The organism is Cryptosporangium japonicum (assembly GCF_039524755.1).
GTDB classification, from domain to species: Bacteria; Actinomycetota; Actinomycetes; order Mycobacteriales; family Cryptosporangiaceae; genus Cryptosporangium; species Cryptosporangium japonicum.
Genome location: NZ_BAAAGX010000006.1, coordinates 674,258 through 696,467, shown reverse-complemented (window position 1 = coordinate 696,467; position 22,210 = coordinate 674,258). Strand labels below are relative to the sequence as shown.

Here is a 22,210-nt window from a genome sequence, read left to right as displayed (position 1 = left end):
CGACACCGGGTCCCCGGTGCTGACGGCCGCCGCAGTCGGACTGTTCCTGCTGCTGCTCACCCTGTGGGGGATGGTGTCAGTGCTGGCGCTCCAGCACGCGTGGCGCCGGGACGAACCGGTCGCTGTCCACGATCTCGCGGCCGAACGGCACCAGTGAGATCCCGATCAGCTTGAGGTTGGCCCAGGCCATCGGTATCCCGATGATCGTCACGGCCAGCGCGGCCGCTGTGAACAGGTGGCCCAGCGCGAGCCACCAACCGGCCACGACGAACCAGATGACGTTGAGGAACCCGGCGCCGACCCCGGCGCCGGGCTTGCGGACCATCTCCCGCCCGAATGGCCAGAGCACGTACCCGGCGATGCGGAACGAGGCGACCCCGAACGGGATCGTCACGATGAGCAGGCAGCAGATCAGGCCGGCGATCACGTAGCCCACGGCGAGCCAGAAGCCGGCGACAAATACCCAGATGATGTTGAGCAGAAGACGAATGGCGCTCATGACTCAAGTGTCCCTCCCGAGCGCAATGCGACCCACGTCACAAATGCCCGAAGTATCACTCCGGGCGCACCCCGCTCTTCCTGGTGAAACCACGAGAGCAGGGGAGTACGGCGATGAGCAGCAGGATCCACCGCACCGTCAGCGTCGTCATCCCGACGATGAACGAAGCCCGGAACATCCCGGTCGTCCTCGCCGCCCTGCCCGGCTACGTCGACGAGGTCGTCCTGGTCGACGCCGGCTCGGTCGACGGCACGGTGGAGGCGGCTCTCGCGGTCCGCCCCGACCTCACGGTCGTCCGCCAGACCCGCCGCGGCAAGGGCAACGCGCTCGCCGCCGGCTTCGAGGCCGCCACCGGCGACTACGTCGTGATGATCGACGCCGACGGCTCGATGGACCCGGCCGAGATCGACGGGTTCGTGACCGAGCTCGACAACGGCGCCGACTACGTCAAGGGAAGCCGTTTTGTCGACGGCGGCGGCAGCGACGACATCAGCCCGCTGCGCCGCGCCGGCAACTGGGGCCTGAACACCCTGACCAACCTGCTGTTCCTCACCAGCTACACCGACCTGTGCTACGGCTACAACGCGTTCCGCCGGAGCGCGATCCCGACGTTCGGCTTAGCCCCGGCGCACCGGCGCGAGGCCTCCTGGGGTGACGGCTTCGAGGTCGAGACGCTCATCAACATCCGGGTCGCCCGGGTGAACCTGGTCATCGCCGAGGTGCCCAGCTTCGAGTCCGACCGCCTGCACGGCGAGAGCAACCTGCGGACGTTCCGCGACGGCTGGCGGGTGCTGGTCACGATCGTGCGTGAACGGTTCAGCCGAAAGCTCCCGTCCGCGACCGGAATCGTGACTCAGCTTCCGCCGCGGCCGGTCGATGCAGCGGTCATGACCCCCACCAGCACGAACAGCGCCGCCTGATGGCGGTGACCGTCGGCATCACGTGCCACACCGAAGAGCGGTGGACCCAACTCCTCGAGGCGATCGCCTCGGTGCGCAGCCAGGACCACGCCCACCGGCTGGTCGTGTCCGTCGACCACAACCGCGCGCTCTACGAGCGGCTGATCGACCACTACGGCGACGAGATCGAGGTCGTCGAGAACCGGTACCAGCGCGGTGTGTCCGGCTCCCGGAACACGATCGGGCTCGCCGCCACCACGCCGCTCGTCGTGTTCCTCGAGGACGACGCGTTCGCCGAGCCGGGCTGGCTCACCGCGCTGGTGCGGGCGATGGACTCCGAGCGCGTCATCGGCGCCGGTTCACGCATCCTGCCGGTCTGGCACGCGAGCGAGCCCCGCTGGTTCCCGCGCGAGTTCGGGTGGGTGATCGGGGCGACGCTGCCCGACACCTCCGCCGAGCCCGTCCCGGTCCGCAACGTCTGGACCGGCGGGATGATCGTCCGCCGCGAGGTCTTCGCCGAGGTGGGCGGTTTCCGCGCGGACTTCGGCAAGGTCGGCAACGTCTCCGAGCCCGAGGACACCGAGCTCTGCCTGCGCATGTCGCGCAGCCGCCCGGACGCGCAGTGGCTGCGTGTCCCGGCCGCGGTGATCCGCCACCACGTACCGGCCGAACGGTCGAGCGTCGCGTTCTTCCTGCGCCGCTGCTGGCTGGAGGGGCGCGGCAAGGCCGGGCTGGCCACGCTCACCCGCGACCGCGCCGACCGCGCGGCCGCGCTGTCGGAGGAGAGCAGCTACCTGCGCCGGGTGCTGCCCCGCGGCGTGCGCTCCTACCTGCGGCGTGGCGACGTCGCCAAGGCCGGCATGGTGCTCGCGGGCGTGGCGTCGACCGGGGTCGGGTTCGCGCTCCAGCTGGCCCGCACCGGGCTGGCCCGATGAGCGCGCTGCCGATCCTGATGTACCACGGCGTCCCGGCCGAACCGGACGCCGTGCCCGACCCGCTGCGTGTTCCGGCGGCGGACTTCCGGACGCAGATCGCCACGCTCACCGCCGACGGCTGGGAGCTGCTCGGCCTCACCGAGGCGCTCAGCGCGAAGGCCGCCGACCCGCGCCGTCCGGTGATCGCGTTGACGTTCGACGACGCGTACGACGACTTCCTGAACGCCGCCGTCGTCCTGGCCGAGTTCGGGGCGCGCTCGACGCTCTACGTGCCGACCGGCTCCGTCGGGAGCCCCGGCTACCTCGGCTGGGACCAGCTCGGTGCGCTGGCGGCCGCGGGCGTCGAGATCGGCAGCCACTCCCGGCAGCACCACCCGATGGACACGCTCCCGCCGGCGGCGCTCGGCGACGAGCTGGTCCGCAGCCGCGCCGAACTGACGGCCCGCCTCGACGTGCCGATCCGCTCGTTCTGCTACCCGCACGGCTACAGCAACCGCCGGGCCCGCCGCGCGGTCGCCGACGCCGGCTACCTGAACGCGTGCGTGATCGGACGCCGGCTGGCCCGCCCCGCTGACGACCGGTTCGCGTTACCCCGCCTCCAGCCGCTGCCCGGCATGAGCCGCGACGAACTGCGCCGGATGGTCACGTCCGGCGAGCCGGGGCTCAGCCCGGTCGTGAAACGTGCGCTCCAACCCGCCTGGCGGATGGCCCGCCTGGCGAGCACCCGCGTCCTGATGCACGAGCTCACCTGAGGGAGACCCCGATGAGTCGTATCCCCGGCGTCGTGCTGGACGTCGAGCTCTCCGCTCCGCTTCCCCCGGTGCACGCCTTCGACACGCTCGGACATCACCGGGACGCCGCGTGGGTGATCGTCCGGCTCTTCACCGAGCCGCTCGCGATGGTGCGGCTCGAGCTGCCGCCGGACGACGAGCTGAGCCCGGCCCAACTGCTCGACGGCATCCTCGCGCAGTGCCGGGAGGCGATCGCGGCCCGGATCGACGTCGCGCTGCTCACGGCGGACGGCGTTCCGCTCTCGGCGCTGACCGGCACCCCGCCGTTCCTGGCCGGCCGGGCCAGGGCGCTGGAGCTGGCGCCGCCGGTCACCGTCGTCATCTGCACCCGGGAGCACCCCGACGAGCTGCGCGACTGCCTGATCAGCCTCACCGACCAGGAGTTCGACCGGTTCGACGTGCTCGTCGTCGACAACGCGCCGAGCAGTGACCGCACGCGCCACGTGGTCGAGGAGTTCGCCTCGCGGCTGCGGATCGAGTACGTCGCCGAGCTGCGCCCCGGCCTGTCCCGGGCACGCAACGCCGCGCTCGCCGCCCTCGGCCGCGAACCCGGCGAGCGGATCGTCGCCTGGACCGACGACGACGTCCGGGCCGACCCGCACTGGGTCGCCGAGATCGTGCGCGCGTTCGTCGACAACCCGGCCGCCGCCGCGGTGTCCGGCGTCGTGGTGCCGGCCGAGCTGCGTACCGACGCGCAGGTCTGGTTCGAGCAGTTCGGCGGTCACAGCAAGGGGCGCGGGTTCACCGCCGACGAGTTCGGCCCGCTGACGGCCCAGAGCCCGCTCTACCCGCTGCCGGCGTTCGGCGTCGGGGCGAACATGGCGTTCCGCCTGAGCGCGCTGCGTGCCCTCAAGGGGTTCGACGAGGCGCTCGGCGCCGGCACCCCGGCCCAGGGCGGTGAGGACACGCTGATCTTCAGCCGGCTGCTCGACCGGGGCGCGACCACGCTCTACCATCCGGCCGCGCTGGTGCGGCACGTGCACCGCGCCGACCTCGACGGGCTCCGCACGCAGATGGCCGGCTACGGCGCCGGACTCACCGCGTTCTACGCCGCGCTGATCCGCGACGACCCGCGGCGGCTGCTGCGGCTGCTCGCGCTGGCGCCGCGGGCAGTGCGTGACCTCACCAGCTCCGACAGCGTCCGGGTCAGCACGGTCCGGGACGACTTCCCGGCCGAGCTGTTCGCGGCCAACCGGCGGGGCATGCTCGCCGGCCCGTGGCGGTACGTCCGCGGCCGGCTGGCCCCGGTGACCGCACGCGCACCGCGGAAGACCGCGGTGGGTCTCCGATGACGATCGCGCCGCCGGCGCCGGCCGCACCGACCGGGTGGCGGTCGTCGACGGTGCTGCGCCAGGCGTCCGCGCTGATGTCGTCGACCGTGCTGGCGTCGGCGCTGAACATGCTGTTCTGGGTCGCGGCCGCCCACCTGTACCCGACCGAGGAGGTCGGGCACGGCAACGCGACGGTCTCGGCGATCGCGCTCGTCTGCGGCATCGCGCAGCTCAACCTGTCGTCGGTGTTCGTGCGGTTCCTCCCGCAGGCCGGCCACCGCACCCGGGCGTTCCTGGCCTCCGGCTACGCCGGGATCCTGGTCGGCTCGGCGCTGTTCAGCGGCGTCTACCTGCTGCTCGGCCTCGGTCACGGCTTCGGCCTGGGACGCTGGGACTGGCTCGGGTTCTCGCTCGGCGTGACCGTCTACGCGCTCTTCTACGTGCAGGACGGAGTGCTGACCGCGTTCGGCCGGGCCGGCACGGTGGTGGCCAAACAGGTGGCCACCTCGAGCGCGAAGCTCGTGCTGCTGGTGGCTCTGGTCACCACCGGCTCCGAGCTGGGCATCGAGGCCGCGTGGTGCATCCCGGCGGCGGTGGCGGCCGTCGTGGTCACGTTCGTGATCTTCGGCCGGCTGGTGCCGGGGCGGACGGCCGGGGAGTCGCGGCTGCCCGGGGCTCGTCAGCTGGGCAACTTCGTGGCCGCCGAGTACGTCAACAACCTGGTCGGCAACGTCGTCACGCTGATCCCGCCGGTGCTCGTCGTGCACGTGGCCGGTTCGGTGGCCAACGCCTACTTCGCGGTGCCGTGGCTGATCGTCATCACGCTCCAGACGCTGGTCTGGAACATCATGATGTCGTTCATCGCGCAGGTCGGCCGGGACCCGGACGGGCTGGCCCAGCACCTGCGCCGGATCCTCGGCCTGGTGGCGGCGGTCGCCGTCGCCGGCACGATCGGCCTGGTGGCGCTCGGCCCGACGCTGCTGCTCGTGCAGGGCAGCGCGTTCGCCTCGGGCGGGGGCGACCTGCTCCGGGTGGCCGCGCTGAGCTTCCCGTTCACCGCGGTCGTCATCGTCTACTGCGCGCTGGCGATCCTGGTCAACCGGCTCTGGCCGGCGGTGTTCGTCCAGGCCGTGACCGCGGTCGTCTTCCTCGGTGGCGCGGTCGTGTTGCTGCCGCGGCTGGGCCTGCCCGGCGTCGGGCTCGCCTACGTGGGAGCGCAGGCGCTGACGGCGGTCGTATTGCTACCCGGGCTCATCTCCAGAATACGGACTTTGCTGCACCAATAGGTACAGAATGACGTGATGACCGTCCGCCTGTTCTCGCCGGTGTCACGGGACACCTCGCCGTCCGAGACCGGTCTGGCGGCGGTCGCCGCGGTGCTCGTCGCGGCCGGCACCGTCGCGCTGCTGATCCCGGCCGGACCGGTCCGGCTCGTGCTGCTGCTGGGGTTCTTCACGGCCGCGCCGGGCGCGGCGATCGTCAGTCACCTGCGGATCGCCGACCGGGTACTGGCGGCCGCGCTGTCGATCACGTTCAGCCTCGCGCTCACCGGGCTCGGTGCGGCGTCGATGGTGTGGTCGAAGGCCTGGCACCCGTACGCGGCCACCGTGCTCGCGCTGGTGTTCACGGCCGCGGTCGCGCTGGCCCGGCTGCGCCGTCCGGACGTGGAACGCGCCGACGTCGTCGCGCCCGAGCCGCTGTCCACCGCGGTCCATCCGGTCCTGAGCCCGACGCTGTTCGCGGTCGCGACCGGGGTCTGGCTGGTCACCGTGCTGCGCGCCGACCCCGAGCGGATCACGCTCTACGGGCTGACCTGGGGACTCGGCGTGCCGTTCGTCGCGGCGATCGTCATGGTGGGGGTGGGGTTCGGCGTCGAGCTGTTCGGACGCACCCGGACGCCGGTGCTGCTCGCCGGCGTCGGCGCGATGGCGCTGCTGGTGTGGGCGACCGCGCCGCTGCTCGTGCCGGTGCCCGAGTACCCCTGGGTGTACAAGCACATCGGCGTCGTCGAGCTGATCCAGCGGTACGGGCGGGTCATCGACCCGGACGACATCTACCAGCGCTGGCCGGTGCTGTTCGCCGCGGCGGCGCAGCTCTCCGACGTCGCCGGGGTGCCCTCGATCCGGTTCGCGGGCTGGTCGACGCCGTACTTCGGGCTGATCGACGCGCTGATGATCGCCGCGATCGTGCGGGGGTTCACCCGGGACGTCCGCACGGTGTTCCTCGCGGTGTTCCTGTTCAGCTGCTGCCTCTGGGTCGACCAGAACTACTTCTCGCCGCAGGCCTACGCGTACGCGCTGAGCCTCGGGTTCTTCGCGCTGCTGACGCACGGCTGCCGGGGGTTGCCCGGTTCGCGGCCGGCCGGGTGGCCCAACCGGCTGCGGCTCTGGCTGGCGCGCGACGCACCCGCGGTGGGCGACCGGCCGCAGTGGCCGCTGCTGGTCGCGATCACGCTGGTGTTCGCGGCGGTCACCGCGGCGCACCAGCTCACGCCCTACCTGCTGCTGTTCGGCGTCGGCGTGCTGACGGTGCTGGGGCTGATCCGGCCGTTCTGGCTGATGATCGTGCTGGCCGTCGTCGCGGGCGGGTACTTCGTGCCCCGGATGGGCGGGGTGAGCAGCCAGTACAACCTGTTCGACGGGTTCGACCTGTTCTCCAACGCGGCCGGGACGTCGAGCGGATGGGGGACACGCGCGCAGGAGTTCTCGGCGATCGTCGCCCGGGGGCTCTCGGTGGTGGTGTGGCTCGCGGCGCTCGCCGTCGGGTGGCGGCACCGCCGTGGGCTCGGGCGGATCATCGTTCCGCTCGTCCTCGGGTTCACCCCGTTCCTGCTGCTGTTCCTGCAGAGCTACGGCGGCGAGGCGATCTACCGGGTGTACCTGTTCTCGGTGCCCTGGTGCGCGATGCTCGCCGCGTCGTGGTGGTCGGGTGCCCGGCGGGCGGGGCTCGTGTCCGGCGCGGTGCTGGCCGTGCTCGCGATCGCCGCGCTCCAGGGGCTGCAGGGGCAGTTCGCGCTGCACGTCGTCCCGCCGGCCGACCTCCGCGCGGCCCGCTACCTCGAGGCCCAGGCCCCGGCCGGGTCGACGATGACGATGCTCGCGCCCGCGTTCCCGGCCCGGCTCACCGCCGACTACGGCAACCTCAACCCCGGCCACAGCGTCGATCCCTCGATCACCGACCAGCCGTCCTTCAAGCACGTGATGCTCGACGCCGACCAGCTCCCGGCGATCGGGAGCTGGGCGGCGTCGTACGGGGGCACCGAGACGTTCCTGGTGATCACTCCGCTGATGCAGACGACGGCCGAGTACTTCGGCAACCTGCCGGACGGCTCCGTCGAGGCGCTGCGCCGCGCCCTCGACGAATCCGACGACTGGTCCGTCTACTACCGGTCCGGCGCCATCACGATCTACCGCCTGGAACGGGCCTAGTGCCTAGCGGGCCAGGCGTTCGGCCAGCCACTTCAGGGACATCGGGTAGCGGTAGTCGATGCCGCCGTGGGTGGCGTCGAAGAGCTCGAAGTGGATGCGCTCGTCCGGTACACCGATCCGCTCCAGGCCGCGATGGAAGGCCTGCGCACCGATGTCCAGGTACCACTCGTCGCGGGTGCCGGCGTCGATCCAGATCGCCCGCTGCGAGCGCAGCGCGTCCGCGTAGGTGTCGACCATGCGCACCGGGTCCCAGTCGAGCCACCGCTGCCAGCGCTCCGGGATCAGCTCGCCGGTCACCGGGTCGAACGGCAGCTGCGGGGTGCCGTCCTCGTCGGCCGAGAAACAGGCCGTGCACCCGAGCAGGAGCAGCAGGTACGCGTCCGCCTCCTTGGTGAACGACGTCCGCGACCGGAAGTCGGCCCACCACCGCTGGATGTCGCCGTCGTAGTCGCGGAGGAACCGCACGGCCTTCGGGAACTCCGACAGGTAGCAGAACTCGTACAGCGAATCGCCGGCGTGCGTGGCGAGCGCCCCGAACAGGTCCGGACGCAGCATCGGCGTGATCATCGCCCCGAACCCACCGGACGACTTCCCGGCGATCGCCCGCGACTCCGGCCGCGCCAGCGTCCGGTACCGGGCGTCGACCCACGGCACCACCTCGTCGCACAGGTACGAGTGGTACTTCCCGGTGCCGGGTGAGTCCACGAACTGCGACCCCCCGTACGTGGTCCAGGCGTCCACGAAGACGACGATGCACTCGGGTGCCTCGCCCGCGGCGAACAGCGCGTCCACGTTCTCCGGGAACGTCCGCCGGTGCGACGCGCGGTTGTTCCACATGTCGATCTGGCCGGTGTAGCCCTGGATCATGTACACCGACGGCAGGCGCGCGCCCGACGAGGAGTAGCCCGGCGGCGTGTAAACCCACAGTGGACGCTCGTGCGGATCCCCCAGGGGATTACCCCGGAGCAGCGTCGAGTCAATCGTCTCGCGATGCAGCTGACCAGCCATTTCGGTGTCCCAGGGAAGCATGCTCCCAGCCAATCACGGCTGGCGGAAGTCAGGGTGTGTCCCTGACGAAAGTGCATTAATCCACTGCGAGGCTCGTCCGTAGCGTCGGGCTCCGAGCGAAGGAGCGCACATGGTCACCGACATTCTGGACTGGCTTCAATCGTTACCCCCGCCGGCCGTGGTCGTCGTCGCGGGACTGCTCGTGCTGGGCGAGTGCACGCTCGGGCTCGGGCTGATCGTGCCCGGGGAGTCGAGCCTCCTCGTCGCGGCGACGACAGTGAACGGCCCGGGCCGGTTCGTCGCGCTCTGGGCGGTGGTCACGGTCTGCGCGATCCTCGGCGACGTGATCGGCTACACGATCGGGCGCCGGTACGGGCCGCGGCTCCGGGAGACGCGGCTGATCCGCCGCTACGGCGCGGTGCTCTGGGACCGGGCGGCGGCCACGCTGCGCAAACGGGGCCCGTGGGCGGTGTTCTTCATCCGTTTCCTGCCCGCGGTGCGTGCGCTCGGCCCCGCCGCCGCCGGGAGCGCCGGGCTCGGGCTCTCCCGCTTCCTGCCCGCCGCCGCCCTCGGTGCGGCGAGCTGGTCGGCGCTGCACGTCGGCATCGGTGCGGCGCTCGGCTCGGCCGCGCGCCGCATCGAGGGCACGTTCACCCTCGGCGGTTACGCCGTCGTCGGGGTGCTCGTCGTCGTCCTGCTCACGATCGCCGTGCGGACGCTACGCGCGCGGGCCGAGTCGGGTGATGGCCTGCTCGACCTCCCGGACCCGGTCGGCGAGTAGGCCCACCGCGCCCACCGCCCGGCCGAGCGGATCGTCCGAGCCGCCGAGCGCGCGCTCGCGCAGGTACCCCTCCTTCACCGCCGCCCACCGCTCGGCGTCGGCCGGGGTGAGCACACCACGCAGCTCCGCGAGCTTCAGCAGGTTCGCCTCGGCGTCGGCCGCGAGCGTCTGCGCCTCCCCGACGTAGTGGTCGTCGATGACGGCCTCGAGCTCGGCGTCGTTCATCACCGGCAGCACCCGCTGCGCCATCTTGTTCATGTTCCGGTACGAACCCTGCAGCCGGTACGGCGGCTCGGTGCGCGAGGCGTCGGCCTGGGCCGCCGACGCGATGTACGCCTCGTTGTTGCGCAGCACGACCCGCTGGACCCGCAGCAGGTGCCGGAGCACCGCCAGGATCTGCTCCAGCTCCACCGAGGAGTACGTCTTCTCCAGCTGGTCCGGCCGGACGGTCGCGTCGCCGCGGGCGAGCCGGACGAGCAGCTCCACGTCGGCGGGCGCACCGGTCGAGAGCGGCGCGAGCACCGGGTTCGACGTGAGCGTGTTCTCCAGGAAGCTCAGCGCGAACAGTTCCTCGCGCCCGGAGAGCACGTCGCCGAGGTTCCACACGTCGGCCCGGTTGGACAGCATGTCGGGTACCTGGAACCGCTGCCCCGACTCGGTGTACGGGTTGCCGGCCATGCACACCGCGAACCGCTTGCCCCGCAGGTCGTAGGTCTTGTCGGCGCCGTCCATCCGGCGGGTCGCGTCGCACAGCGAGATGAACTTCTGGAGCAGCTCGGGCGACGTGTGCTGGATGTCGTCCAGGTAGAGCAGGGTGTTGTTGCCCAGCTCCAGCGCGAACGTGATCTTCTCGACCTCCCGCCGCGCGGCCGCGTTCGGGGCCTGCTCCGGGTCGAGCGACGTCACGTCGTGGCCCAGCGCCGGGCCGTTCACCTTGACGAACACCAGACCGAGCCGGGAGGCGACGTACTCCATCAGCGTCGTCTTGCCGTAGCCGGGCGGGGAGAGCAGGAGCAGCAGCCCCATCTGGTCGGTGCGCGAGTCGGGGCCGACGGTGCCGAGCTGCTTGGCGAGGTTGTCGCCGATCAGCGGCAGGTAGACCTGGTCGATCAGCCGGTTGCGGACGAACGAGCTGAGCACGCCGGCTTCGAGCTCGCCGAGCCGTAGCCGGGCGCGCTCCTCGGCGATCACCGTCGCGCGCTGCTTCTGGTACGCGCGGAACGCCGGCACGCGGACGTCCTCGAATCGGCGGACGCGTGCGAGGACGTCGTCGAGCCGCACGGTCAGGGTGCGGCCGGAGATGCGCGGGTGTGCCGACAGCAGGCCGTCGACGGTCGCTTCGAGCGTCGCGTCGGAGCTCCGCCGGGGGACGTCGTCGCCGATGAGCAGGTAGGCGACGGCCTCGTCGCGGTCCTCGCTGGCGTCCGGCGAGTAGGCGGCCACCCAGGCGTTGATGAGCCGGTGCCGGGCGGTCACGTCGTCGCCGAGCTCTTTGAGATCCTCCTCCAGCCGGGACGCGTTCGGGCCGAGGGCCCGCTCGAAGCCGGCCACCAGGTCCGCGGCCCGCGGACCGGTGACGAACCCGAACGGCTCGTGCGCCAGTTCGGCGATCAGATATTCCGCCGCGAGCAGCGGCTGGGCGGCCTCGGTCATCTCCGCCGCCAGCTCCGCGGTCAACGCCGACAGCCCGTCCGCGGCACCGAAGATCTCGTTCGCGCGGGTCAGCGAACGGGCGCGGACCTCCCACTGCTTCCGGTCCCGGACCGCGTAGGCCCAGAACAGCTGCGCGGCCGCCCGCGCCCCGGGCGAGTACCGGAGCAGCCCGGCACCGTCGTACAGCTCCACCAGCGTCTGCAGGACGAGCGACGCGTCCTGGTCGTGGACACCGCGCTCGTACCCCTCTTCGTACCGCTCCGCGGCCGCGGCCTGGACCTTCGACGGGTCACGCACGCCGGCGAGCAGCAGGGACCCGGCCAGGTACTCGACGCGGCTCAGCGAAGCGTCCTCGGAGAGGAGCGGCTGGTCCCAGAACTCGGCCGTCGCCGCGAACGTCGGGTCGGTGACCGGGGCGCGGTAGTCGGTGCCGGTGATCGCGAACACCGGCTTGCCCTCGTGCGGCACCAGCGTCAGCTCGGCCGGCTGGGTGTTCACCGCGAACCGGTGGCGCCCCAGCCGGATCGTGTCGCCGTCGAACAGGTCGGTGCGGTCACGCAGCGAGCGCCCGGCCTCCTGACGCGCGGTCGCGAGCCGCCGCTCGAACTCCTCCGCGCGGATCGGGTCGCCGAGCGTCCGCAGCTCACCGATCAGACCACGCAGCGTGCCGACCATCGGGTCGGTCGCGAAGTACGTGTTGACGTCCTCGAGCGTGGCCAGCGTGGTGGCCCGGCGCTGGATGCTGCCGAGGATCCGGTCCGCGCTCGACGCCAGCCGGTTGGCCCGCCGCTGCCGGTCGTCGAGCAGGGCCTGCTTCCGCGCCGAGAACGCCTCGTAGACGTCCTCACGCTTCTCCGCGAGCGACGCGAGGAACTCGTCGAACTGCCCGAACCGCGACTCCAGGCCTTCGACCTGCGCCATCAGCTTCGCGAGCTGCTCGTCGCACGCCTCAGGGGAGTCGGCGACCGCGAGCGCGCCGGTCACGGCCTGCCCGAGCAGCGCGAACTCGGCCGCGAACTGGGCCCGCCCCTCGACCGCGAGCAACTCGCGCCGCCGCGCGTCGAGCGTGGCCCTGGCGCGGTTGATGCTGCCCAGCACCCCACCGATCCGGGCCAGCAGCTCGGTGCGTACGGTCGCGTCCTCGATCTCCAGCGAGGTGAGCACCTCGGTGACGACCGCGAGCCCGTCGGACTGCTGGTCGAGCCGCTCGGCGAGCGGCGCGGCCTCGGCCACGGACGCGATCGCCTCGGCGTCGGCGGTGAGCAGTTCGGCCTGCTGCTCGTAGCTGTCGAACGCCCCATCGCCGCGCAGGAACTCGACCGCGCGGCGGCCGGCGGCCGCGAGCTCGTCGGTCAGCTCGCTGGCCAGCGCGTCGACGGCGGTGAGGTCGACGTACCGGACCTCGCGCAGCCCCACCAGCCGGCCCTGCGCGCGACGCAGCGCCGCGAGCTGGGCCGCCCACTCCTCGGCCGTGGCCGGCGACTCCGTGCGCGCACCCCGGATCAGTGTGCCGGTCTCGGCCTGCGCGGCGGCGAGCGCGTCGGTGGCCTGCGCGGTGAGGCTCTGGACCTTCTCGAACTCCTCGCGGACCTGCTCGGCCGTGCGACGCAGCTGCGCGAGCGGTGCGTCCAGACCGCTGTCGGCCAGCCAGTGGTACTGGTCGACGGTTCGGCGGCACGCCCCGATCAGCGCGTCGAACGCCGCCTCGGTCGGCGTCGTGTCCTCGGCCATCCGCGCGACCGACAGCAGGTCGGAGATGCCGCGGACCAGATCGGCGTTGCCGATCCGCTCCAGCGGTCCGGTGCCGACCGGCTGGGCCGCCGCGTACGTGTCGGACACGTACGGCGTCTGCCACACCTGCAGCTGGTGGACGCGGGTCGGTTCGGCGCTCGTCGCGCGCAGCACCACGAGCGTGCCGTCGTCGTAGAACGCGTAGCCGTGGCAGGGGATCGGGTTGGCGATCTCCTTGCGGATCACGTTGTACGGCAGCAGCAGGTACCGGCCGTCGCTGCGGTTGTGGAAGACGTAGAGCACGTCCTCGCCGTTCGTCGAGCGGATGACGCGCTCGAACTCCAGCCCGGTGGTGTCCTGGTCGAAGACCCGGTGGACGCCGGTGGCCAGGTAGTAGCCGCCGGGCACGATGATGCCCTGGTCCTCGGGCAGACGCTGGCAGGCCTGCCCGATGCCGTCGAGCCGCAGGACGTCGCGGGTGAGCGTGTTGAAGACCAGGTAGCGCCAGGCGTCCTCTTTGTACGGACGGATCCGCAGCAGGATCAGCGGGCCGACGCGCGCGTAACCGACGTCGGCGTCGGCGAGGCTCTGCAGCGGCTCCTTCACCGGCTCGGAGTAGATGCCCTCGCCGGACTCGGTGTTGTTCTCGACCTTGATCGTGAGGTCGCCACCGATCGTCTCGACGAACACCACACCGAGAATCGAGATGTGCGGGTGCCGGCCGAGAACGTGGTCGGTGCGGGTGGTCTCGACCCAGTCGAAGTCCTGCTTCGCCGGGAACGTGTGGTCGCGCTCGCCCTTGTTGTCGACGTACTGCGCCGTGCCGTCGAGGTTCAGCCGCCAGCGCAGCACGCGGTTGTCGTCGGTGTTCGGGCTCGTGCGGAACACCGCGAGCAGCAACGGGTCGACCCGCCGCAACTGCAGCAGCGAGCTCTCCCGGAAGTACCGGTACTGCTCGCCGAGGTCCTTGACGAACTGTCCGTCGGCCAGCAGCGCATCGTGCTCGAGCTGCTCGAAGCTCAGCCGGTCGTTCTCGCGCACCAGGCGGTGCACCGAGAACACGTCGTCGACAGTGGTCTCCGGCTTCATGCCCAGGTAGGCGTTGTACCCGAACAGCAGCCGGTCACCGACCGACGCGATGTCCCGCGGAACGCAGTTGTGCGTGGTGCGGATCTGGGCGGTACCGGTGAGACGCAGCTCGGTGCCGCCGAACACGTCGAGGCGCTGCGCGTTGAGCGCCTCGACGTGCTGGGCCAGCTCCGTGGCTTGCGTCTTCAGCCGGCTACGAAGGACGTCGTAGGTTCCGGCGTCGAGCGCGGGCCCCGTCTCGGTCACTACTTCGTCGCGCCGTTCAGAGCGGTGAGCTGGGACAGCGGCGTGTCGGCGATGCCGAGCTGGCGGGCCGAGCCGAGCAGCTCACCGAGCTTCGCCGCGTCGGGGCCGCCACCCTTGATCATCTTCATCAGCAGCGCGGAGATCGTCAGGTTCCGGACGTCGGCGGAGTCCACCGAGCCGAGGATCCCTCGCAGGTCGTCGGTGAAGCTCCCGGTGCCGTCCAGCCAGGGCTTGGCCAGCGTGCCGGCCACGTCGGAGTGCTCGACGAACTTGTCGACGCCCTTGCCGAACGCGATCGAGCTCATCAGCCGGTCGAAGAACACGGTGTCGCCACCGACGATGTCGATGTCGGCGTTCTGCAGGCCGGTGGAGATGACCGTGGCCTGCGCCTCGGCGACCTGCCGCTGGACGTCGATGTTCGCCAGCTGGATCTCCTTCTGCGCCTCGAGCCGGAGGCGGTACTCCTCGTGCTGACGGGTGGCGTCGTCGAGCGCGGCCATCGCGGCGGCCTTGTCGGTGAGACCCTCGGCCTCGCCCTTCAGCTTCTCGCGCAGGCTCTCGGCCTCGGCCAGACCCTTCTCCTTGGCCGCGGTCGCGTCCGCCAGGCCCTTCTGCTTCGCGATCTCCGCCTCGGCGAGGCCCTTCTCCTTGGCGACCAGCGCCTGGGCCAGGCCCTTCTCGCGGTCGGCGACGGCCTCGGCGAGCCCGCTCTTCTCGATCGCGTCGGCCTCGGCCTCGCGGACCTGCACCGCGGCCAGGCCCGGCGCGGCGGCCTCGGCCTTGATCGCCTCGGCCAGCCGGATCTTCGCGGCGGCGTCGAGCTCGGCGGCCCGCTGGCGCGACTCGGCCAGCGTCAGGGCTTCGCGGGCCAGGTGCTGCGCGGCCTGCTCGGCGGCCTCGGCGGCCTTGATGTCCTTGACCAGCTTCTCCTGCGCCTCGGCCTCGGCCTGGATGATCAGCGTCTGACGCATCCGCTCGGCCTCTTCGACCGCGCGCAGCTTCTTGATGTTCTCTTCCTGCTCGGCGACGGTCTTCTCGACCGCGATGCGCTCCCGGACGATGTCGGCGATCGCGCGCTTCTCGACCTCGACCTCTTTGTCTTTGTTGATCGTGGAGAGCTGGGTCTCGCGGTCACGGGCGATGACCTCGAGCAGCCGGTCCTTCTCGATCCGCTCGGTCTCGATGGCCAGGACACGCTCGCGGTTCTTCTCCGCGACCGCGATCTCCCGGTCCTTGTTCTGGTTCTGGATGCCGAGCGCCTCGTCGGTGAGCAGGTGCGCCTTCTGGGCCTTGAGGCGCTCCTCGGCCTGGACGCGCGAGATCTCGGCCTCTTCGCGGGCCCGGTTGGTCTCGATGTCACGACGCTGCTTGATTTCCGCGTCGGCCTGCCGGCGCTGGAGCTCGAGAACGGCTTCCTTGGCGTCGACGTTCTGGCGCGTGATTTCTTTTTCCTCGGTGCGCTGGAATTCGTTCGTGCGCACGTGCTCGATCGCCGTCAGCTCGGTGATCTTACGAATGCCCTGCGCGTCGAGAATGTTCGCCGGGTCGAGCTGGGTCAGCGGCGTCTGCTCGAGGTAGTCGATCGCGGCGTCTTCGAGGCTGTACCCGTTCAGGTCGGTGCCGATCACCGCGATGATCTGATCGCGGAATTCGTTCCGCTTGGTGTAGAGATCGACGAAGTCGAGCTGCTTACCGACGGTCTTCAACGCCTCGGAGAATTTCGCGCTGAACAACTCCTGGAGCGTGTCCTGGTTGCTCGCGCGCGCGGTGCCGATCGCCTGGGCGACCTTGATGACGTCTTCGACGGTCTTGTTGACCCGGACGAAGAACGTGATCCGGATGTCGGCCCGGATGTTGTCGCGGCAGATCAGGCCCTCGCGGCCGGTACGGGCGATCTCGATCGTCTTCACCGAGATGTCCATGACCTCGGCGCGGTGGAGGACCGGAATGACGGTCGCGCCGGTGAAGGTCACGTCGACTTTCTTGACCTTCGAAACGATCAGGGCTTTACCCTGTTCGACCTTTTTGAACAATCTGCTCACCATGATGGTGAGGCCGAGAACGACGATCAGGGCGACGGCGATCAACACGCCGACCCCGAGGGCCACAGCGTCCATGAATTTACCTAGCTCCGTGGTTGGGCAGCGTCGACGGCATCACGAAGAAGTATTCGCCGTCCGAGTCGTAGTCGTAGATCAGCGCGGTTTCGCCCGCGCGAAGGTCGTACTCGCCAGTTTGGCGCACCTGCACAAGTGCCGACGATCCGTCGTCGGCGGTGACTTCGGCCTGACCGAATTTCGCGTCGACGCGACCGGTGCGGATCACGCAGACCTGACCCAGGAAATCCGACCGGGACGGCAGTTTCTCGTCCGGAAAGAATCGGCGCAACGGTAGCGCCAGCAGTCGGGCGGCTAACCAGGCGACGACCACTGCGCCGGTCAGCAGACCGACGTCGATGAGGAATCCGTCGTTGCCGAGCACCGCGCTCCCCACGAACGTCCCGAACCAGGCGACCGCGATCAGCACCGACAGCGAGACGCTCGCCGGCACCCCACCGAGGCCGATCGCCCCGAGCGCACCGGTGCCGTCCGCGCCGCCGTCACCGTCGAGCGCGTCGATGCCGAGGCCGCCGAGGATCACCAGAACCCAGTAACCGACAACTACCACGAGCGCGAAAGTGAAGATCACCGCGGGGAAGCCCAAGGCCGCACCTAACAGACCACCCACCGGGCGCTTTCCTCTCCGCCGCGTCGTTACGTTCTTGCCGGCAGAGTGGCAGTTCGTTCCGGGAAACGCCAGGTCGGCGTCTTATGTGCGACTGAAACTAGAGGTACGGCAGCGGGTCGAAGCGGTCGATGTTGATGATGCGTACCCGCGGCAGGCGCGCGTTGAAGCAGCGGACGTCGTCCTCGAGATCGTAGATCTCCAGGCCCTCGGCGGTCAGCTCGGTGAACCGGGAGTTGACGAACTCGCGGAACCCGAGCAGCCCCACCCGGCGGGTGCCGTCGAGCAGACGTTCGATCTGGTCGAAGAAGTCACCGTCGTGGCTGGCCAGGAGCACGTCGCCGGGCCGGTCCACGAGCGCGTCGAGCGTCCGCTGGATACCGATGTCCACGACCTTCTCGCCGGTGCTGCCGGAGAGCGGAATCGGCTGGTAGTCCAGCGCGAGCAGCGCCTGGATGAACGGCAGCGGCAGCTGGCCGGAGCTGGCGTTGAGGAAGAACAGGGCCTTGACCGGGCGGTCCCAGGTCTCGCTGGCGAAGTCGCGGACGCGCTCCCAGCGCGGACGCTCCTGCGGGCTGGGGCGGCGACCACCGAAGATGTTGCTGCCCAGCGTGGCGTCGATGTTCTCGCCGTCGACCAGTAGATAAGTGGTCTGCGCAGAGGCCCGGTCCATGCCGACACGGTAGTCGCCCCGCTAAATCGGCGAGATATCGGCCTCATCATCCGGATGCTTTCGCCGATGTCAGTCCCAGGAGGTGGCGCCTGTGACCGACCCGTACGGCGGAGGACGCCATCGGGGTGCGGCGCTCGACGAAGACGACGCTCCGACCGCGGCGTTCTGGGTGGACCCCGATCCGTGGACCGAGGACGAGACCCCCACAGCTCGGTTCGTGCTGAACTCCTATCGCGGGGTGTTCGAGCACCCGGACGACGACGCTCCGACCATGCGGTTCGTGCTCAACCCGTACCGGGATCCCTACGAGCGCGAACCGTTCGAGCGCGAGCCCTTCGACCCGTTCGGTGACCGTCCGCCTGCGGTGATCGAGGGTGAGGTGGTCTGGCGGGGCGAGGTGCCGTCCCGCCCACCGGCGCGGGAGTACCGCGCCACCGGGTACGGCACGCCCGAGTACTGGGGCGACGAACCCGACGACGAGCCCGAGGTGGACGAGGCCGAGGAGTCGGTCGACGAGATCCCGAACGACGACGTCGAACCGGGTGACGTGGAGACCGTCGAGGCCGACGACGAGCGCTACCCCGAGTTCCCGGCCGACGAACCGGCCGGGGAGCCCGTCGACGAACCGGCCGCCGAACCGGTCGGACGGGCCGAACCGCGCTGGGAGGACCTGGGTCCGCACACGGTCGGCGGCGCCACCGAGCTGATCGTCCAGGAGCTGGCCCCGGCCGAGATGACCCGGTTCCCGATCGTCGTCCAGCGCTTCTTCGACGACGAGATCCTGCGGCGCCGCGTCATCCGCTGGGCGCTGTCCGGCGCGAAGCGCGACGATCCACTCGCCCTCCAGCTGGGCGGTCCGAACGCCGAACTCGTCACCGTGCTCTCGCTGGCGATGCTCACCTGCGCCGCGACCGGCGTACTCGGGCACGTCGGGACCCGCCACCACGGCGGGGTGGCCCGCTGGCGGCGGAACCGGGGTGCGGCACGCCGCCGTCTGACCCACGGACCGGCCACCGCGCTGCCGCACTTGAGCAGCCTCGGCACCGCCACGGTCGGCCAGATCGTCGAGGAGGCCGCCGAGGACGCCGGCTTCACCCCCGACCGTGCGCGCCGCCTCAGCATCCTGATCCTGTCGGCCCTCACCCGCCCCGTTCACTGAGGCACGATTGCCTCGTGGACGTGACCTATCGCAGCACCGACGACGGGTGGGAGCCGGTGCTGTCCACCGGCGAGCGGCTCGAGCCGGCGTCGGACCTGGCCGCCGCCAGGGCCGCGGTGCGCGACCGGTTCGGCGACGACACGGCCGAGACCGTCCAGGTGCCGTTCGAAGGCCACGGCGTGGTCGTGGACGGGGTGCGGTTCGAGCTCTTACCGCCGCTCTACGGTGCCGACGACCTCTCGCCCGAGCAGGACGCGCTGCTCACCGCGTGCGCCGGGTACTACCGGGAGCGCGTGCCCGCCGAGGTCCGCGTGGAGTGCGCCGGCCACCGGGTGCGGATCGACCCGGCGCCGTTCGGCCTCACCGCCGACCTGTTCGCCACGCTCGACGGCACGGGCACGACGACGACCGCCGACGACGCCAGGGCGCAGCTGACCGGCGCGCTGGCGATCGCGGTGCCCGACGGGTTCGTCCGCGTCGTGCACCAGTTCGACGGTCTGGAGGAGTTCGGCGAGGTCGGCCACTTCCACCTGGTGCTCGCCGAGCGCTGGCCGTCCGACGCGCCCTGCCTCTAGTACATGAGCCCGATCGGGAAGTTCCCGCACCGCGCCAGCCGGGTGCCCGCCACCGTGCCGTGCTCCCACAGCGCGTCCACGTCGACGTCGCGTACCAGCGAGCCACCGCGCCGATGCGGCGAGTTCGACGCGATGACCCGCCCGTGCGCGTTGATCAGCGTCGCCGGGCACGGCACCGCGCGCAGCGAGGGCAGCGCGATCGCCTCGAACAGACCCACGTCCACGTCGCTGCCGACGACGCCCAGGAACGCGTCGCCGTTCCGCACCGCCGCGGTGAACGTGAGCGTGTAGTCGTCGGTGCAGAGATAGTCCACGTACGGGCCGGTGACCGTCGGCTCGCCGGTGCGCTGCGGGTCCCGGTACCAGGGGAGCGTCGTGTAGTCGTAGAAGTCCTCGCCGTCCGGGTCGACGTCGACGACCAGGCGGCTGGGCTCACCGGACGGTTCGCGCACCCACCACTCCAGCCACCACGGCGCGTCCGCGAGCAGCTGCGGTGCCGCCACGAACCCGGCGCCCTTCGCGAGGCCGCCGGGCATCCGCAGCGGGGCGGTGAGCGTGGGGTAGAGCTCGGCCAGATCGTCCCGGCCGACCGTGGTGCCACCGGCGAACGCGCTCTCCACGTCCCGGCGTAACCCGGCGACACCCTCGAAGACCTCGTCGACCGTTCTGCGGACCACCGACACCACCGCAGCCGTCGCGGAGCCCAACGGGGTCGCGGTCGGGTGGGCGGCTCGCGTGCGATCCATCCCCGGATCATCCCGCACCCCGGACATTACTCTCGCGGCTGACGAACCAATTCGAGGTGACGTTCGGTCAGGTTGCCCACGGCGTCGGAGATTCGTTCCTGGGCGGCGACGCGTGCTCGCGGACCGTCACCGTCGTCCACCGCCGCGGTCAGGGCCCGGCACCGCTCCACCGCCAGCCCGTGCGCGGAATCGTCCTCCATCACCAGCCAGAACAGCGGCCCGACCTCGGTCTGCAACGCCATCTCCGCCCTGGTCAGACGGGCCGACTGGGCCGCGGCCGCCACCTCGATCGAGAAGTGGCCGTCCGCGCGGCGACGATCCCCCGGGCGTGCCGCCGTCTCGAGCGTGACCACCGCGCTCCGCAGGCGCGCCACGTCGTCGCGGTCGGCCCGCTCGGCGGCGAGCTCGGCCGCCGCTCCGCTGATCGCCGCGTAGTGGTCCCCGATGTCACGCAGCGTGCCGGGGCTGTACTCACGTAGCCGCTCGCGCAACACCTCGGTGGTGTCCTCGGCCGGCGACCGGACGAAGCTCCCCCCGCCCCGCCCGCGCCGGGTCTCGATCAGGCCCCGCTGTCTCAGCGCGGTCAACGCCTCACGAACGGTGACCGTCGAGACGCCGAAGCCGGTGGCGAGGGCGGTTTCGCTGGGCAGCTGTTCGGCGTCGGTCAGCAGGCCGAGCATGATCGCGTCGGCCAGCCGATGGGTGACGAGCTCGGTGCGGCTCAGGCTCTCCAGCGGCGCGAACAGCGCCGATCTCGGTCCACGGCCGAACCGTCGCGTGCCCATCGACCCTCCCGTGTGGAGCGCTCAGGTTACTCCACGATAAATTCCGACGTACTCAGGTTGTGCTGTGAACTATGACGTCATAGGTTTCGGCGCGTAGTCGTCAGCAGTCCGCCTTCCCCAACGTCGTCGTCTCACCAGGAGTTCCGTTGAACCCCACCAGGGACACCGCCCCGGCCATCGAACTGCGTGGACTGCGCAAGACGTTCGGTGACGTCGAGGCCGTCGCCGGCATCGACCTGGAGATCCCGGACGGCGAGTTCTTCTCCCTCCTCGGCCCGTCCGGCTCCGGCAAGACGACGCTGCTGCGCATGATCGCCGGGTTCGAGCTGCCCACCGCGGGCCAGGTGCTGTTGCACGGCACCGACGTCACCACCCGGCCGCCGTACGACCGGGACGTCAACACGGTCTTCCAGGACTACGCGCTCTTCCCCCACCTCACGGTCGTCGGCAACGTCGAGTACGGGCTGCGCGTCAAGGGCGTCGGGAAGAAGGAGCGTCGGCAGCGCGCGCTGGAGGCGCTGGAGTCGGTGCGCCTGGCCGGCTACGGCGACCGCCGCCCCGGCCAGCTCTCCGGTGGCCAGCGTCAGCGCGTCGCGCTCGCCCGCGCGCTGGTCAACCGCCCCAAAGTGCTCCTGCTCGACGAACCGCTCGGCGCGCTCGACCGGGCGCTGCGCCTGGAGATGCAGGTCGAGCTCAAACAGCTGCAGCGTGACGTCGGCATCACGTTCGTGCTGGTCACCCACGACCAGGACGAGGCGCTGACGATGAGCGACCGGGTCGCGGTGGTCCGCGGTGGCCGGATCGAGCAGATCGCGTCCCCGGCCGGTCTGTACGAGCACCCCGACACCGACTTCGTCGCCGGTTTCGTCGGCGTCACGAACCTGCTGTCGGGCCCGGTGGCCGCCGCGCTGGTCGGGTCGGAGGACATGGTCAGCATCCGTCCGGAGAAGATCCGGATCTTCCCGCTGTCCGAGGCCCAGGACGGCCCCGAGGGCACGGTGCTGGAAGAGATCTACCTCGGCGCGTCCACCCGGTACGTCGTGGACCTCGACGCGGGCGGCCAACTCGTCGTGCAGCGCCAGAACGAGGACGAGCGCGGCATCCGACGTGGTGACCGCGTCCGCCTGAGCTGGCAGCCCGCGCACGCGCAGCCGGTGAGCGGTGAGCTCGCCGCATCCTGACTCCTCCCACAACCCCTGTCCGGAGAAAGCAGGCCC

Annotated in this window: 18 protein-coding genes; 10 read left to right on the top strand and 8 right to left on the bottom strand. The window is 70.9% G+C overall.

Annotation, left to right across the window (positions count from 1 at the left end):
- Nucleotides 1–76 precede the first annotated feature (76 nt).
- A complete protein-coding gene (locus tag ABD437_RS08145) occupies nt 77–499 on the bottom strand; it encodes a YccF domain-containing protein (RefSeq protein ID WP_344648112.1) in 423 nt (140 codons plus the stop codon).
- A 113-nt stretch (nt 500–612) separates the two neighbouring features.
- Here ABD437_RS08145 and ABD437_RS08140 point away from each other — a divergent pair, with 113 nt between their 5' ends.
- The 6 genes from ABD437_RS08140 to ABD437_RS08115 are packed head-to-tail and all read left to right on the top strand — an operon-like array spanning nt 613 to nt 7,823.
- Entirely contained in the window at nt 613–1,419 is an 807-nt protein-coding gene (locus tag ABD437_RS08140; protein ID WP_344648111.1) for a glycosyltransferase family 2 protein, read from the top strand.
- On the top strand, nt 1,419–2,333 hold the full coding sequence (locus ABD437_RS08135) for a glycosyltransferase family 2 protein (protein WP_344648110.1): 915 nt from the start codon (nt 1,419–1,421) through the stop codon (nt 2,331–2,333). Before ABD437_RS08140 ends, ABD437_RS08135 begins: the two co-directional genes overlap by 1 nt.
- Nucleotides 2,330–3,085: a polysaccharide deacetylase family protein gene (locus ABD437_RS08130; protein ID WP_344648109.1), complete on the top strand. Its 756-nt coding sequence runs from the start codon at nt 2,330–2,332 to the stop codon at nt 3,083–3,085. Before ABD437_RS08135 ends, ABD437_RS08130 begins: the two co-directional genes overlap by 4 nt.
- A gap of 11 nt (nt 3,086–3,096) precedes the next feature.
- The gene (locus ABD437_RS08125; protein WP_344648108.1) at nt 3,097–4,416 is read left to right on the top strand and encodes a glycosyltransferase family 2 protein; all 1,320 of its coding nucleotides are present in this window, start codon (nt 3,097–3,099) and stop codon (nt 4,414–4,416) included.
- Nucleotides 4,413–5,681, top strand: a complete 1,269-nt coding sequence (locus ABD437_RS08120) for a lipopolysaccharide biosynthesis protein (RefSeq protein WP_344648107.1) — start codon at nt 4,413–4,415, stop codon at nt 5,679–5,681. The genes ABD437_RS08125 and ABD437_RS08120 overlap by 4 nt, the downstream gene beginning before the upstream one ends.
- A 15-nt stretch (nt 5,682–5,696) precedes the next feature.
- Nucleotides 5,697–7,823, top strand: coding sequence for a hypothetical protein (locus tag ABD437_RS08115; RefSeq protein WP_344648106.1), 2,127 nt, complete (start codon nt 5,697–5,699; stop codon nt 7,821–7,823).
- A 3-nt stretch (nt 7,824–7,826) separates the two neighbouring features.
- Here ABD437_RS08115 and ABD437_RS08110 read toward each other — a convergent pair whose 3' ends face one another.
- The gene (locus ABD437_RS08110; protein WP_344648105.1) at nt 7,827–8,852 is read right to left on the bottom strand and encodes an alpha/beta hydrolase-fold protein; all 1,026 of its coding nucleotides are present in this window, start codon (nt 8,850–8,852) and stop codon (nt 7,827–7,829) included.
- A 109-nt stretch (nt 8,853–8,961) separates the two neighbouring features.
- Here ABD437_RS08110 and ABD437_RS08105 point away from each other — a divergent pair, with 109 nt between their 5' ends.
- Nucleotides 8,962–9,612 (top strand): DedA family protein, encoded by a 651-nt coding sequence (locus tag ABD437_RS08105; RefSeq protein ID WP_344648104.1) that lies wholly within the window; start codon nt 8,962–8,964, stop codon nt 9,610–9,612.
- On the opposite strand, the gene ABD437_RS08100 is transcribed toward ABD437_RS08105, so the two are convergent.
- The 4 genes from ABD437_RS08100 to ABD437_RS08085 all read right to left on the bottom strand — a co-directional run bounded on the left by ABD437_RS08100 (nt 9,550) and on the right by ABD437_RS08085 (nt 17,728).
- The gene (locus ABD437_RS08100; RefSeq protein WP_344648103.1) at nt 9,550–14,331 is read right to left on the bottom strand and encodes a DNA repair ATPase; all 4,782 of its coding nucleotides are present in this window, start codon (nt 14,329–14,331) and stop codon (nt 9,550–9,552) included. The genes ABD437_RS08105 and ABD437_RS08100 overlap by 63 nt on opposite strands.
- Complete coding sequence (locus ABD437_RS08095; protein WP_344648102.1) at nt 14,331–16,448, bottom strand: SPFH domain-containing protein; 2,118 nt, start codon at nt 16,446–16,448, stop codon at nt 14,331–14,333. Before ABD437_RS08095 ends, ABD437_RS08100 begins: the two co-directional genes overlap by 1 nt.
- Before the next feature lie 4 nt (nt 16,449–16,452).
- On the bottom strand, nt 16,453–17,058 hold the full coding sequence (locus tag ABD437_RS08090; protein ID WP_344648101.1) for a hypothetical protein: 606 nt from the start codon (nt 17,056–17,058) through the stop codon (nt 16,453–16,455).
- A 97-nt stretch (nt 17,059–17,155) separates the two neighbouring features.
- The gene (locus tag ABD437_RS08085) at nt 17,156–17,728 is read right to left on the bottom strand and encodes an NYN domain-containing protein (RefSeq protein ID WP_344648100.1); all 573 of its coding nucleotides are present in this window, start codon (nt 17,726–17,728) and stop codon (nt 17,156–17,158) included.
- A gap of 91 nt (nt 17,729–17,819) precedes the next feature.
- On the opposite strand from ABD437_RS08085, the gene ABD437_RS08080 reads away from it, so the two are divergent.
- Entirely contained in the window at nt 17,820–18,887 is a 1,068-nt protein-coding gene (locus ABD437_RS08080; protein WP_344648099.1) for a hypothetical protein, read from the top strand.
- 14 nt (nt 18,888–18,901) lie between these two features.
- Nucleotides 18,902–19,462, top strand: coding sequence for a hypothetical protein (locus tag ABD437_RS08075; protein ID WP_344648098.1), 561 nt, complete (start codon nt 18,902–18,904; stop codon nt 19,460–19,462).
- On the opposite strand, the gene ABD437_RS08070 is transcribed toward ABD437_RS08075, so the two are convergent.
- On the bottom strand, nt 19,459–20,208 hold the full coding sequence (locus tag ABD437_RS08070; protein WP_344648097.1) for a cache domain-containing protein: 750 nt from the start codon (nt 20,206–20,208) through the stop codon (nt 19,459–19,461). The genes ABD437_RS08075 and ABD437_RS08070 overlap by 4 nt on opposite strands.
- 26 nt (nt 20,209–20,234) lie before the next feature.
- Nucleotides 20,235–20,993 (bottom strand): FadR/GntR family transcriptional regulator, encoded by a 759-nt coding sequence (locus ABD437_RS08065; RefSeq protein WP_344648096.1) that lies wholly within the window; start codon nt 20,991–20,993, stop codon nt 20,235–20,237.
- A gap of 146 nt (nt 20,994–21,139) precedes the next feature.
- On the opposite strand from ABD437_RS08065, the gene ABD437_RS08060 reads away from it, so the two are divergent.
- Nucleotides 21,140–22,174: an ABC transporter ATP-binding protein gene (locus ABD437_RS08060; protein WP_344648095.1), complete on the top strand. Its 1,035-nt coding sequence runs from the start codon at nt 21,140–21,142 to the stop codon at nt 22,172–22,174.
- Nucleotides 22,175–22,210 lie beyond the last annotated feature (36 nt).

Bases quoted from the DNA above. Each gene is read 5' to 3' on its own strand.
- ABD437_RS08125 (WP_344648108.1), top strand. From the start codon at position 3,097: ATGAGTCGTATCCCCGGCGTCGTGCTGGACGTCGAGCTCTCCGCTCCG.
- ABD437_RS08120 (WP_344648107.1), top strand. From the start codon at position 4,413: ATGACGATCGCGCCGCCGGCGCCGGCCGCACCGACCGGGTGGCGGTCG.
- ABD437_RS08140 (WP_344648111.1), top strand. From the start codon at position 613: ATGAGCAGCAGGATCCACCGCACCGTCAGCGTCGTCATCCCGACGATG.
- ABD437_RS08145 (WP_344648112.1), bottom strand. From the start codon at position 499: ATGAGCGCCATTCGTCTTCTGCTCAACATCATCTGGGTATTTGTCGCC.
- ABD437_RS08135 (WP_344648110.1), top strand. From the start codon at position 1,419: ATGGCGGTGACCGTCGGCATCACGTGCCACACCGAAGAGCGGTGGACC.
- ABD437_RS08105 (WP_344648104.1), top strand. From the start codon at position 8,962: ATGGTCACCGACATTCTGGACTGGCTTCAATCGTTACCCCCGCCGGCC.
- ABD437_RS08065 (WP_344648096.1), bottom strand. From the start codon at position 20,993: ATGGGCACGCGACGGTTCGGCCGTGGACCGAGATCGGCGCTGTTCGCG.
- ABD437_RS08070 (WP_344648097.1), bottom strand. From the start codon at position 20,208: ATGGATCGCACGCGAGCCGCCCACCCGACCGCGACCCCGTTGGGCTCC.
- ABD437_RS08110 (WP_344648105.1), bottom strand. From the start codon at position 8,852: ATGCTTCCCTGGGACACCGAAATGGCTGGTCAGCTGCATCGCGAGACG.
- ABD437_RS08095 (WP_344648102.1), bottom strand. From the start codon at position 16,448: ATGGACGCTGTGGCCCTCGGGGTCGGCGTGTTGATCGCCGTCGCCCTG.
- ABD437_RS08085 (WP_344648100.1), bottom strand. From the start codon at position 17,728: ATGGACCGGGCCTCTGCGCAGACCACTTATCTACTGGTCGACGGCGAG.
- ABD437_RS08130 (WP_344648109.1), top strand. From the start codon at position 2,330: ATGAGCGCGCTGCCGATCCTGATGTACCACGGCGTCCCGGCCGAACCG.
- ABD437_RS08115 (WP_344648106.1), top strand. From the start codon at position 5,697: ATGACCGTCCGCCTGTTCTCGCCGGTGTCACGGGACACCTCGCCGTCC.